This is a genomic window from Saccharospirillum sp. (genome assembly GCF_040881935.1).
GTDB lineage: Bacteria > Pseudomonadota > Gammaproteobacteria > Pseudomonadales > Natronospirillaceae > Saccharospirillum.
The window spans coordinates 60,479-73,142 of record NZ_JBBECH010000061.1; the positions used below are offsets into that span (position 1 = coordinate 60,479).

Consider the following 12,664-nt stretch of genomic DNA (forward strand, 5'->3'; position numbering starts at 1 on the left):
GCCCGTAGCCATGCCGTTACAGCCGTCTGCACACAACCTTATTCAGATACTCAACAATGCGTTATACTGTGTGCGCATTAGTCAACCGATACCCATCGGACGCCGAGGCGATTACCCGAATTGGAGGTTGACATGAACGCAATATCGATCAAATTCTAATCAACAAGGATTACGACCTATCAGCCGACGGAAACCCGCTGACCCGAATCTTGAACGGGAAGCTGAGAAATACGAAAACCCCATTCCCAGTCGGGAATTTATTCTGGAGCACCTGGAAAACCGCCAGGGCCCGGCAACACACCCCGAACTGTGCGAAGAGCTGGATCTCGCCGACGATGAACGCGATATTGAAGCACTGCGCCGTCGTCTGATTGCTATGGTTCGCGATGGCCAGTTGCTGTGCTCGCGCAAAGGCGCCTTTGGCCTGATCGACAAGATGGATCTGGTAAAAGGCCGCGTGCAAGGCCACCCCGATGGCTTTGGCTTTCTGATCCACGATCAGGGTGGCAAAGACTACGTATTGAACCATCGCCAGATGCGTTGTTGCTTCGATGGCGATGTGGTTCTGGTCCGCAAGGGCGGGACCGACCATCGCGGTCGCGTTGAAGCCATAATCACCGAAGTGCTCGAATACAATACCCAGGAAGTGGTGGGGCGCTATCTAAACGACGGTGGTATTGGTCGGGTGGAGCCGGAAAATCGCCGAATCAGCATCGACGTGCTGATCCCACCGGGTAACGAGGGCGGTGCCCAGCCGGGTGAGATTGTCGTCGTCGAGGTGCTCGAGCAGCCGCAATTCCGGCGTCAGCCGGTAGGCCGGGTTACCCAGATACTGGGCGAACATATGGCCCCGGGCATGGAAATCGACATCGCCCTGCGCACCTATGACATTCCGCATGAATGGCCTCCTGAGGTTGAACAACAGATCGACGGTATGAGCGATCAGGTGGCCGAGGAAGACAAAGCCAATCGTATTGATTTGCGCGACAAGGCGTTTGTCACCATCGATGATGAGACTGCCCGTGATTTCGACGATGCCGTGCTGGCCGAATCGGTGCGCGGTGGCGGCTGGCGGCTCTATGTCGCCATTGCCGATGTCTCCAACTACGTGGCCGTCAACTCACCACTGGACAACGAAGCCCGAAAACGCTCGACCTCGGTGTATTTTCCCGAACGAGTAATACCGATGTTGCCGGAGATACTGTCGAACGGTCTGTGTTCTCTAAACCCCAATGTTGATCGCCTGACGCTGGTCTGTGAAATTAATGTTTCCGCTACCGGTAACATCGACAGCTACCGTTTTATGGAGGGTTTGATCAATTCTCATGCCCGCCTGACCTATAACAAAGTAGCGCCACTGCTAGAGCCAGAAACCGCTGCCGTAGCGCGTGAAGTTATGCAGCAGGAGTATGGTGAGGCGGTACTGAAAAACCTCTCCACCCTGCGTGAACTGTACAAAATTTTCCGTTTTCAGCGACGCAAGCGCGGTGCCATCGACTTTGAAACCGTCGAAACCAAAATTGTGTTCGATGCCGATCGCAAGATCGAACGCATTGTGCCGAGTGAACGCAACGATGCACATCGACTGATCGAAGAATGCATGCTGATCGCCAACGTTTGTACGGCGAGCTTTATGCAGGAACTCGAGATTCCGGCGTTGTACCGGGTGCACGATACGCCATCACCCGAGCGTCTGGAAAATTTGCGCAAATACCTGGGTCAGCTGGGTCTGGATCTGAAAGGCGGATTGAAGCCGCATGCGAAAGATTACCAGACGCTGTTAAACCAACTGAAAGGTCGGGAAGACTTCCAGCTGATTCAAACCATGCTGCTGCGGTCGATGAATCAGGCGGTGTATCAGCCGGACAACCTGGGCCATTTTGGTCTGGCGTTTGATGCCTATACCCACTTTACCTCACCGATTCGGCGCTATCCGGATTTACTGACACACCGGGCAATCCGCAGTGTTATCCGTTCCAGTAAGCGTACGTCACTGGTGCGACGGGTGCGCAGTGCGCCCAAAATGAATCAGAAAGACATCTACCCCTACGACCTGCAGGCGATGGTGGAGTTGGGTGAGCATTGTTCCCTGACTGAGCGTCGTGCCGACGAAGCCACCTGGGATGTAGTCGCCTGGCTTAAATGCGAATACATGAAAGATCATGTTGGCGATGAGTTTATGGGCACGGTGTCGTCTGTAACCAACTTTGGTTTGTTCGTGCAGCTCGATGAGGTCTATGTCGACGGTCTGGTGCACATCAGTTCACTGGCCAGCGACTATTACCAGTTCAACGAAGTGGCGCATTGCCTGGTTGGCGAGCGTACCCGGGTCAGCTACGGCCTGGGCGACCGGTTGCAGGTTAAGGTGATGCGGGTTGATCTGGATGACCGAAAAATCGACTTTGAACTGTCCGGTGACTGGGTGCAAAAACCGGCTCGTCCGGGCTCTGTGAAAGGCTCCAAGGCTAAGGCACGACCAGATCAGAAAACCGGTGCCGGTGATGAACCAAACAAAGGTAAGAAGTCGGCCAAGTCGGGTGGTAAGCGTAAGTCTCGCCCGCGTCGCCGCAAAAGCAGCGAGTAACGGCTTAGTTTGAACTGGATTAGCCTGACCTTTGGTCGGGCTTTCTTGTTTCTGGTTATTCGTCGGATCGGTGCTTCTTTTAAGTTTACTGGAATGTGAATCATGAGTGACGCAACGTCCTGGGTATATGGCATTCATGCCTGCCAGAGTGCCTTGGAGCAGCATCCGGATCGGGTGCGCGAAATACTGTTTTTAAAGGGACGTCAGGATCAGCGCATTCAGCGCCTGCTTGATCTGGCTAAAACCCAGGGCGCGCGGTTTCGCTGGCTGGCGCGGGATGAGTTCGATCGTCTGCTGAACCGCAATGAGCTGCAGGATGCTCGTCATCAGGGCGTGTTGGTGCAAACGCTGGCCGCACCTGTGTTGGATGAGGGTGATCTCGAAGCTCTGGTGGCCGGTCTGGATCACCCGGCCTTGTTGCTGGTGCTCGATGGCGTAACCGACCCGCACAACATCGGTGCCTGTTTACGCAGCTGCGATGCCGCCGGGGCCGATGCCATCATCGTGCCGAAAGACAAGTCCGCCAGCCTGACGCCAACGGCAGTCAAGATCGCCAGTGGTGCGGCGGATACCGTGCCTTTTGTGGTAGTGACCAACCTGGCGCGGACACTGGATGCACTGAAACAACAGGGCGTCTGGATCTATGGCACGGCCGGTGAAGCCGAAGCATCGATTTATCAGACTGATTTAAGAGGCTCTGTAGCTCTGGTGATGGGCGCAGAAGGCGCCGGGTTACGGCGCCTGACGCGTGAGACCTGCGATGGTCTGTTCAAATTGCCCATGGCGGGGCAGGTGAGTAGCTTGAACGTCAGTGTTGCCGCTGGCGTGTGTCTGTTTGAAACCGTTCGCCAGAGATTGGTCCGGTAGCTCAGGTTTCGGAGTTCAGCTCACCTCAATGGTATTGGCCCGCACCGGATACCGGGTATGCTTCTGTGGGGTCGGCGTTAATCCATCCGTGGAGCCTAGACCGCAGCATCCATGCTGCGGACTTCCCCACAGAAGCATACCCGGCACCCGGTGCTAATCTCCTGGCGAACTCCAAAACCTGAATAATAAAATTGGTTGCCGTTAAGCAGCTTCTCCGATTAGAGATTTCAAAAAGCTGGTGCCATAGTCCATCCGTCCTACCTTAAAAAACTCCGCCAGTGTCTGGCCAATGTCGGCAAAGGTTTCCCGCTCGCCCAGATTGACTGGTTTCAGGGTTTTTCCGTACACCAGCACTGGTATGTGTTCGCGGGTGTGATCGGTGCCTGGCCAGGTTGGGTCGCAGCCGTGATCCGCCGTCATGATCAGGATGTCATTGTCCTGCATTTGTTCGAGAATCTCGGGTAGGCGAGAGTCGAAGTATTCCAGGGCGGCGGCGTAGCCGGCGACATCCCGGCGGTGCCCGTAGGATGAATCGAAATCCACCAGGTTGGTGAAGATCAGGCTGCGGTCACCGGCCTTGCTCATTTGGGTCAGCGTCTCATCGACCAGGGCGGGTAGGCCGGTGGCTTTGAATTTTTGGGTGATGCCCACGTTGGCGTAAATGTCGGCGATTTTGCCGATGGAAATTACTTCGCCACCGGCGTCTTCCAGCTTTTTCAACACGGTTGGCGCCGGGGGTTCGACCGCCAGGTCGTGGCGATTGCCGGTACGTTGAAAGGTGTCGGCACTGTCGCCGATAAAGGGCCGGGCGATGACCCGGCCGATGTTGTATTCATCGACCAGTTCGCGGGCCACTTCACAGACTTCATACAGCCGTTCAAGACCAAAGGTCTCTTCATGGCAGGCAATCTGGAAGACGCTATCGGCCGAGGTATAAACAATTGGTTTGCCAGTGCGGCAGTGTTCTTCACCGAGTTCCTTCAGAATCTCGGTGCCAGAAGCGTGGCAATTGCCGAGCAAGCCGGGCAGGTCGCAGCGTTCGATCAGGGTATCGAGCAATGTTTGTGGAAATGAATTTTCCAACTCGCTGAAATAGCCCCAGTCATACAACACCGGAACACCGGCGATTTCCCAGTGGCCACTGGGCGTATCTTTGCCGCTCGACAGCTCCCGGGCATAGCCGTAGCTGCCTTCGGTTTTTGTGGCCAGTGCCATGCCGGCAGGAACTGAGCCCCGGCTGCTTTCTGTAGCGGCGTTGACCAGCCCCAGCCGGGTCAGGTTGGGCAGGGTGAGCTTGCCAGTTCGGCCCTGGTCTGCCTTGTCTTCGGCACACCACTGGGCGATGTGCCCCAGGGTGTTGGCTCCGGTATCCCCGAAGCGGTCGGCGTCGGCGCTGGCGCCAATGCCGAATGAATCCAGTACCAGTATGATGGCGCGTCCCATGTCTTCCTCCCGGGCGATATCAGTAGCGATCGGGTTCGGATGAACCCGCATCAGCCTGGCTCAGAGTCGCCAGCAGGTTGTTCAGCAGGCTGCTGGCGCCAAAACGGAAGGTGGCTGGGCTGACCCAGCCCGGCCCCATAATCCGGTCAGCCAGTGCCAGATACGCCTGGGCATCTTCAGTCGTTTTAATGCCACCGGCGGCCTTGAAGCCAACAGGGCGGCCGCTATCGTGAATCGCCTGCAGCATGATTTCGGCGGTTTCCAGTGTTGCATTGACGGCCACTTTGCCAGTGCTGGTTTTTATAAAGTCGGCGCCAGCCGCTATGGCAATGCTGCTGGCCTGGCGGATCAAACCGGCATCGCCCAGTTCACCGCTTTCAATGATAACCTTGAGTTGAACACCGGACCCACAGGCTGCTTTGCAGGCCGCAATCAGGTCATGACAAATCTTGTCATTGCCAGACATCAACGCGCGGTAGGGCAGTACAACATCGACTTCGTGGGCACCGGCGGCTACGGCGTCGCGTGTCTCTGCAACGGCGCGATCGATGTCGTCGCTGCCATCGGGGAAATTGGTCACGGTCGCAACGAGAACGTCATGCAACCCTTGTGCAGCCAGTGTCTTACGGGCTGTGGCGATAAACGCCGGGTAGACACAAACAGCCGCAGGTGAACCCGACGGAGTGTTGGCTTGCTTGCACAAGGCTTCGATACGGGCGGCGGTATCGTCGTCGTTCAAACTGGTTAGGTCCATTAACCCGAGCGCTGTTTGGGCGTCACGCTGTAACGGATTCATTTTATTGTCCAAGTGGTCGGTTTTTATGGAGTTTATGCCCAATAGGGGCTAAAAACAACGCAGGGGTAGCCGTCACATACGTTATCGACACTTTTTCAACGGGAACGTTCAAGAAAACTGCGCAACCCACGATTTAATGGCAAACTGCGGTCAATTAAACGCTGTCCTGAGTCTCAATAGACGAAGGTGGCGCTTGTAACGTTTATAGTTTAGGAGAACGCAGTGAATAAATCGTCACAGGTGGCGACCCTTTGGGTCATCAGCGGAGTGTTGTGGCTGGGCAGCTTGGTAGCCTTGGTGTATTTCGCGATGCCGGTACTTGAGATACCGGTGTTGGCTTTGCCTGTGGGGTTACTGTTGGCTGCGGCGGGCGTGTCACTGTTGGCCCTGAACCGCAGTCAGCATCATGCGGAGGAGGCTTCCCGTGAAGTCAGTCGGATCAAGCGGACCTTGCAGGAAAGCCATCTGAAGATTGAACGTTTCGAATATGAGGGTAAACAAAGCGCCGAGCTACGCCGGTTGGTGTTGTCTTCTGCCCAGGAAAAAGACCTGGCGCTGAAAAACATGGCCAATGCGCTGAACACTGCGATGGCCGAAGTCCAGTCGCTTTGTACCTCAAGCCAACCGGACGCGCTGGAACGGATTCGGGAGAAATCAGAGCTGATGCAGCGCTATGCCGATGATTTGAAAGTGCTGGCTCGGCTGGAACTCAAATCTGAACTACCACGCACGGAAAAAATCAATTTGCTGACGGTGCTCGAGGGCTTTTGCGAGGAGTGGCTGCGTTACGGTAAGGAATACCATACCCGGGTCAGATTTGAGCATCAGGAAGATCAGCTACCACTGGTCTCCGACGTCAACTGGCTGCATTCATTGCTGACCCGGGTGGTGTACTCGCTGATGCGGATGAATGAGGGAGGGTTGGTCCAGGTGCATCTGATCGGTTATATCGATGCGGAACTGGGCGAAGCTCTGCGCATTCGAGTCAGCGCCGAAGGCCGTCACCTGGAGCCGGATCAGCTCAGCAATGTGCTGACGCATTACACCAGCGTAATTGATAAAGGTCGCGATGTGGGGCCGGGTTTATCGCTGGTGGTGGGGCGCAGACTGGCCCAAATGCTGGGCGGTAATCTCGATGTACTGGACGGTGACAAAGGGACCGAGGTTTTAGTGGTATTGCCGCGTAAACAGAATAATTGGCAAGAGACAGATGTGTTTGGTTGAGTGATGGTGATTTCTAAAACCTGTGTTCCGATTGATTAGTTCATTTTGCACTACAAGTAATAATTCCGAGCGTTTTTAGCCACAAAAGTGAGTGCTGGCTACCGGGTAGACCTGTCCGGGGTAGTCTGAGGCATGGACTAAAACGCCGGGAGCGTTTTAGCACGAGCGTCGCGAGCCCAAAGGGTGAACCCCATGGATGGGGTTCATATCCCGAAGCCTAGGCTCCATAGACGGATTCACGCCGACCCCGGAGAGGTCTACCCGGTAGTCAGTGCGGGCTAGTAGCAAAAGGGCTACCCAACCGCTGACCCTCTATTGGGTAGGGTCCAGTCGCTCTGGCAGGTTATTAAAGGTCGGCGTAATCCAGCGGCTGGCTTCCTGAATGGTTTGTACATTGTCTGCCGTGTAAAAGCCCACCAGGTTAGTACCGCTTTCTGTGTAGTCTTCTTCCATGCCACGGCCGACCTGATGAAGAACCAGGCGTTTTGCATCGTCTCTGAGCATCTGGTTTTCGAAGTAGCGTGTAAAGCCGTCGAGACTGATCGCCTCAACAGCCGAGGCCAGGCGACGACGCGTGTTGAAGTTTGGGTTGCCATCCATAATCGCCTGCCAGTAAGTCTGGCTCAGTTCATACAAATTCTGCTCCGGAGTGGTCAGGTCATTAATCAGGCCAGCTTTGTAGCGATCAAATTCCTCGTTGCCCAAACTGCGTAACTGCTGCAGATAGCGGTTCATAAAACGATCTGAAAACAATTGCAGCAAGGCCGGGTCGGTATCCGGTGATTGAATATAGACGATCAAACCGGGCAGGTCGTCGGCCATAAAATTTTGGCTGAAAACGATGTAGCCCAGCTGTTCTTCGGTACGCATTTCCGCAAAGTAGGGCGCGCTCATGGTTCGGCCGAGCAATGAAAACAGGGCGCGTTCGCGCAGGCTGCTGTCCTGGCCCTGATAGTAGCCGAGCAAGGCGCTGTCATTGTGATCGATCGCTATTTCATGCCGGTAGCTGCGGCTTGGCAGGGCGGCAACCTGGGGTCTGACCGTTTCGGCATCTGCACTAGGAGGTATCATCGCGCTGACACGCTCTGCCAACTGCCGGGCACCGCCTTCTGTCTGATTGCCATGAATCAGCACCGTCATTTTCTGGTTGCCTAGCAGCGCATCGCGTTGCGCCAATACATCGTCCAGGGTGAGGCTTTCAAGCGCTTCCAAAAGGGCTTCCGGAGTACGATTATCGCGTATCAATGCAGTATTCAGGCGCCGTACCATCTGGTTCAGAACCGGGTCTTCGCTGGTATTGCGCAAGCGTCGTTGTAAGTCGGACTTCAACTGTTGAAAACGAACCTCGCTGATGCCCGGGTCGGTCAGTTCCACCAGCAGGGTATCGAGTAACACGTGCAGGCGGTCGCTGTAGCCGTAAAGCCGCATTTGCAGGCCCCGCTGTGAGGCAGACAGGCCATAACCGGAGCCCGCCCGGCTGGCGGCGTAGCGAAAATCGGTCATGCCGTCATCGACCAGATCGATGAATAATTGCGTAGCGATGGCCTGATTAGCACTGGCATTGGCCTCGGGCGATTCCATCATGACGGTGATGTCGAGCTTCGGCGACAGGAAAGTTTCATCCTGTTCGAACCAGACGGTCAGGCCCGGTGCCTGGTCAATGACCAGCGGCGTATTGTTGATCAGCTCACTCTGGCGCCCGGTGAGCGGCAACACTGACAGGTCTTCGGGAATAAACAGATTCGCTTCCGGCAAGGTTAACGGCGCATCCGTGTCGGGTGTGCGCCACTGGGCGACCACAGAGCCCGACAAGGGGGTTGCCTTGTAGGGTGTCTCGTACCACTCGCTGACGGTATCGGTTTCTACCTCTGGATCCATCAACACAACCAGCGCGTTATCTGGGTTCAGATAGGATAGCCAGCGCTGAATGGTCTCTGCATCGAATTGCGTTAACTGATAAGGCCCGACCAGAAGTTGGTCGGCCGGATAATGCATTAGCCGTGTCGCCAGATGCTGGGCGGTGGCGGCCGGTGATACCTGTTCGGCAAATTCGAAGTTGATCTGGTTGATGGTCTGCAGCTCTTCATAGCGCCACTGGTTCAACCCATCCTGTTCGATGGTTTGCAGGTAATCGAACATCAGCGTGGCCACGGCCTGCCAGTTGGCCATACCCTCGGGGGTTAGTTGCAGGGCGATGTTGAAGGTATCCGGGTTGTGACTGGTGCCCGGGGCCCGGGCCGAGATGCCATCGGCCCAGCCACGGTCTTTCAGTTCAGCGAACAGGGTACCCGAACCCTGGTGATCGAGCAGGCTGGCGAGATAAGTATAAGGCTTGGTATCGAGTTCCGGCACCGTTGCGGGTACCGGGAAGCGGAACTGCAGCAGTCTCGTCTCACGGCGCGGCGCTACTTCAATTAACAGGGGCAGCTGGCTGGTTCTGAATTGGGGGGTATTCACCTCAAGGGGTTCGGAGGTGACTGAACGGATCTGATTAAAGCGACTGTCGACCCAGCTTTTCAGGGTATCGATGTCCTGTGGCCCGACGACTGCTAATGACAGGCGGTTAGCTACATAGTGTTCGCGATAGAAATGCTGCATTCGGTTACGTAACTGGTCGTTGTTCAGCGTCTGGGCATTGCCGATTGCCAGATTGGCCGCCGGATGCTCCGGATTGACCAGCTCACGCACCGCATCTTCACGGCGACGGCTGTCGTCCTGCAGGCTGGCGGTGAATTCCGACTGTACGGCGTTGATTTCACGCTCTATGTAGTTGGCATCGAACAGGGGGGCGATGAAAAACTGGGCCAGCCGGTCCAGCGCGGGTTCCAGATGCTCGGCGTCGATATCAAAATAATACAGGGTGTTCTCATCGGCGGTGTAGGCGTTGTTGCTGCCCCCGTTCTGTTCGATAAACCGGTGGTATTCGTCGGCATCCGGGTATTTTTCGGTACCCAGAAACAGCATGTGTTCCAAAAAGTGGGCGAGACCCGGCACGTCGGCCGGGTTGCTCCAGGAGCCCACACTGACGTTTAGGGCGGCGGCGGCCATTTCGGCGTCCTCATCCGATACCAGTACGACGTTTAGGCCGTTCTCAAGCTCATATTGGTGGAAAACCCGGTCTTCGCGCTCACTGACAACGATGTTGGACGGATTGTCCGCCCCGGAGTCTGAGGCGCTGGTTAGAACGAGCCCTGCGCTCGCCAGAGCAACGATGACCCCGGTAGTGATGGCGATGAGAACACCACGTTTCATACTGCGCTCCTGATGACTGTGCATAATGAACCGGCTGGATGAAGCAGCGTGCACGCCGGTTATGACTCAAATGAGGTTCAGATTCACCGCTTGCCTGAATATCAGGCATCAGGCGCGTTGATCTGTGAAGACAGGGATTGTAACGGTCGGCTGTCCTGCTGTCATGGCATCACTGCTGCTGTCATCGTTGCTCTGGTATTGCGAAATGCGGTGATGTCCCAATAATGGGGGGATAAGCCAGTTTTTTGAACAAGAGGGTGCTATGAACGAAGTGTACGGGCAAGAGTCAGGCAATGTAGTGGTTGTGACCGAGCAGAACTTCCAGCATGTGATGGTTGAGGAGTCTCAACGTCGTCTGGTGGTCATGGATTTCTGGGCGGAATGGTGCGCGCCCTGCAAAGCGCTGATGCCGATCCTTGAGAAGCTGGCGGCTGAATATCAGGGCCAGTTTCTGCTGGCCAAGGTAAATGCCGATGAACAGCCTAATATTGTCGCCCAGTTCGGTGTTCGCAGTCTGCCTACGGTGGCACTGATCGTGAATGGCCAGCCGGTCGATGCCTTTATGGGTGCCGAACCGGAGTCGGCTATTCGGGAACGTCTGGCGAAATACTTGCCCAAGCCCTGGGACAGCCTCCTGGATCAGGCCGGTGCGCTGCAGGCGGAAGGAAAACTCGATGAAGCCTTACCCCTGCTGCGCGAAGCCTACACCCTCAGCGAGGGCGAAACCGCCATCGCCTTTGCGCTGGCCGATGTCTACGTCACCCTGAACCGCGCCGAAGACGCCGAGGCCATTCTCGATAAAATGACCATGACCGAGCAAACAGAGCCGGAATACGCGGCATTGAAGTCCCGCCTGACGTTATTGCACCAGGCCGCAGAGTCACCGGAAATTCAGGATCTGCAGCGCAAACGAGACGCCGACCCGGATAACCTCGAATTGGCCTATGAACTGGCGGTGCAATACAGCCAGATCAACCGACATGCCGATGCGCTGGATACCCTGCTAGGCATTCTACGCAAAGACAAAACCTTCAAAGACGGCGAGGCACGCAAAACCTTCCTCGACATCGTCAACAGCCTGGGCAAGGGCGACCCAACCGCCGTCAAGTACCAGCGCCAGCTGTTTACCCTGCTCTACTGATGGTGGCGAGAATTCGTGCTGACCACCGGATAAGCCTACCCGGCAGCCAGCACTTGGTGTTTTGCCTGCAGAGTCTTCCAAGAGTTTAGCGATTCTTAATTGTCAGGCCATTTTTAGCGCTTGCGCAGAGCCAGACTACCAATTGAGTACCCCGCCCCAAACGAACAGATCACACCCAGATCGCCGGATTTAAGATCCTGATGGTGCAGGTTAAAGGCGATTATCGACCCCGCTGAGGCGGTGTTTGCATACTCGTCGAGCACAATCGGTGCCTCGTCTTGTGTGCCGACATGGCCCAGCAGGCGCTTGGTGATTAACTGGTTCATATTGATATTGGCCTGGTGCAACCACCAGCGTCGAACCTGACTGATATCGGCGCCCACGGCCTCAATTTGCGCAGCAAGATGATCGGCTGCCATCGGGCAAACTTCCTTGAAGACCTTGCGGCCTTCCTGGTGGAACAGCTTGTCTGGTCCGAAAGGGTCGGATTCGAAGGCCCGGGAGACGTAACCGAAGTTGGATCGAATATTGTTCGAATAGACTGTTTTGGCCTTGATGCCGAGAATATCGTAAACATGGTCGGCATCGGCCGTTTCACCACGTTCTACCACCATCGCCGTAGCCACGTCGCCGAAGATAAAATGGCTGTCACGATCGCGGTAATTAACTTGCGGCGAGGTCAGTTCCGGGTTGATCACCAGCACGGCCCTGGCCGTGCCTGCTTTTACCATTTCATAGGCCCGGTGCAACGCGAAGGTCGCCGCAGAGCAGGCAACCAGCATGTCGAAGCCAAAGCCTTCAATGCCGAGCTCGGCCTGAACTTCTATGGCAATGGCCGGGTAAGATCGCTGGGTGTAAGCGCAGCTGACGATAACGGCATCTATGTCGGCCGCATTTTTGTTGGCCGCCGCTAGCGCTTTTCTGGCCGCCGCAACGGCCATTTCCGCCTGGTGGCTGAGCTCATCATCCCCACGTTCGCTGATGCGCGGACGCATGCGGTCGACTTCCATGATGCCGTCTTTGACATAAACAAAGCGCTGGCGGATGCCGCTGGCTTTGGTGATGAAATCGGGGTCGGACTTGGCGACTGGTTCAAGGGTACCGGCTTCTATTTCGCTGGCATGTTCTTCATTGAATTTATCGGCATATTCATTCAGTACCTGCACTAACTCTGTGTTAGTGAGCACATGTTCGGGCGTCCAGAGGCCGGCGCCGCTAATAACGACAGAGTCATTGGCAGACATAATGTGATCCTTTTATCGAGCAATAAAGTTTAATTATATTCACCCAAGTTGTACGGGGATCAACGTGACGAGTGTCGGCTGGCGGGTACGCCTGTCCGGGGAAGTCTGAGGCA

Annotated in this window: 8 protein-coding genes; 4 read left to right on the plus strand and 4 right to left on the minus strand. The window is 55.7% G+C overall.

All coding sequences use genetic code 11. The features are described from left to right. Positions 1 to 178 precede the first annotated feature (178 nt). Positions 179 to 2,584 (plus strand): ribonuclease R, encoded by a 2,406-nt coding sequence (gene rnr / locus WEB54_RS11785; protein WP_368055869.1) that lies wholly within the window; start codon positions 179 to 181, stop codon positions 2,582 to 2,584. Positions 2,585 to 2,686: 102 nt separating this feature from the next. Further along, positions 2,687 to 3,451: a 23S rRNA (guanosine(2251)-2'-O)-methyltransferase RlmB gene (rlmB, locus tag WEB54_RS11790; RefSeq protein ID WP_368055835.1), complete on the plus strand. Its 765-nt coding sequence runs from the start codon at positions 2,687 to 2,689 to the stop codon at positions 3,449 to 3,451. Positions 3,452 to 3,652: 201 nt separating this feature from the next. Here rlmB and WEB54_RS11795 read toward each other — a convergent pair whose 3' ends face one another. After that, a complete protein-coding gene (locus WEB54_RS11795) occupies positions 3,653 to 4,894 on the minus strand; it encodes a phosphopentomutase (RefSeq protein ID WP_368055870.1) in 1,242 nt (413 codons plus the stop codon). Positions 4,895 to 4,913: 19 nt separating this feature from the next. Continuing rightward, positions 4,914 to 5,690 carry a deoxyribose-phosphate aldolase gene (gene deoC, locus WEB54_RS11800; protein ID WP_368055837.1) on the minus strand — a complete coding sequence of 259 codons (777 nt, stop codon included), beginning with the start codon at positions 5,688 to 5,690 and terminating at the stop codon, positions 4,914 to 4,916. Positions 5,691 to 5,912: 222 nt separating this feature from the next. Here deoC and WEB54_RS11805 point away from each other — a divergent pair, with 222 nt between their 5' ends. Next, the gene (locus WEB54_RS11805; protein ID WP_368055839.1) at positions 5,913 to 6,914 is read left to right on the plus strand and encodes a sensor histidine kinase; all 1,002 of its coding nucleotides are present in this window, start codon (positions 5,913 to 5,915) and stop codon (positions 6,912 to 6,914) included. Between the two features lie 312 nt (positions 6,915 to 7,226). On the opposite strand, the gene WEB54_RS11810 is transcribed toward WEB54_RS11805, so the two are convergent. Then, positions 7,227 to 10,166 (minus strand): insulinase family protein, encoded by a 2,940-nt coding sequence (locus WEB54_RS11810; RefSeq protein WP_368055841.1) that lies wholly within the window; start codon positions 10,164 to 10,166, stop codon positions 7,227 to 7,229. 262 nt (positions 10,167 to 10,428) lie between these two features. Between WEB54_RS11810 and trxA the strand changes: the two genes are divergently transcribed. After that, positions 10,429 to 11,307 (plus strand): thioredoxin, encoded by an 879-nt coding sequence (gene trxA / locus WEB54_RS11815; protein WP_368055843.1) that lies wholly within the window; start codon positions 10,429 to 10,431, stop codon positions 11,305 to 11,307. Positions 11,308 to 11,420: 113 nt separating this feature from the next. Here trxA and WEB54_RS11820 read toward each other — a convergent pair whose 3' ends face one another. Further along, the gene (locus WEB54_RS11820; protein ID WP_368055845.1) at positions 11,421 to 12,551 is read right to left on the minus strand and encodes a beta-ketoacyl-ACP synthase III; all 1,131 of its coding nucleotides are present in this window, start codon (positions 12,549 to 12,551) and stop codon (positions 11,421 to 11,423) included. Positions 12,552 to 12,664: the final 113 nt, after the last annotated feature.

Coding starts and splice junctions, on each gene's coding strand:
- rlmB (WP_368055835.1), top strand. CDS start 2,687: ATGAGTGACGCAACGTCCTGGGTATATGGCATTCATGCCTGCCAGAGT.
- WEB54_RS11795 (WP_368055870.1), bottom strand. CDS start 4,894: ATGGGACGCGCCATCATACTGGTACTGGATTCATTCGGCATTGGCGCC.
- deoC (WP_368055837.1), bottom strand. CDS start 5,690: ATGAATCCGTTACAGCGTGACGCCCAAACAGCGCTCGGGTTAATGGAC.
- WEB54_RS11810 (WP_368055841.1), bottom strand. CDS start 10,166: ATGAAACGTGGTGTTCTCATCGCCATCACTACCGGGGTCATCGTTGCT.
- trxA (WP_368055843.1), top strand. CDS start 10,429: ATGAACGAAGTGTACGGGCAAGAGTCAGGCAATGTAGTGGTTGTGACC.
- WEB54_RS11820 (WP_368055845.1), bottom strand. CDS start 12,551: ATGTCTGCCAATGACTCTGTCGTTATTAGCGGCGCCGGCCTCTGGACG.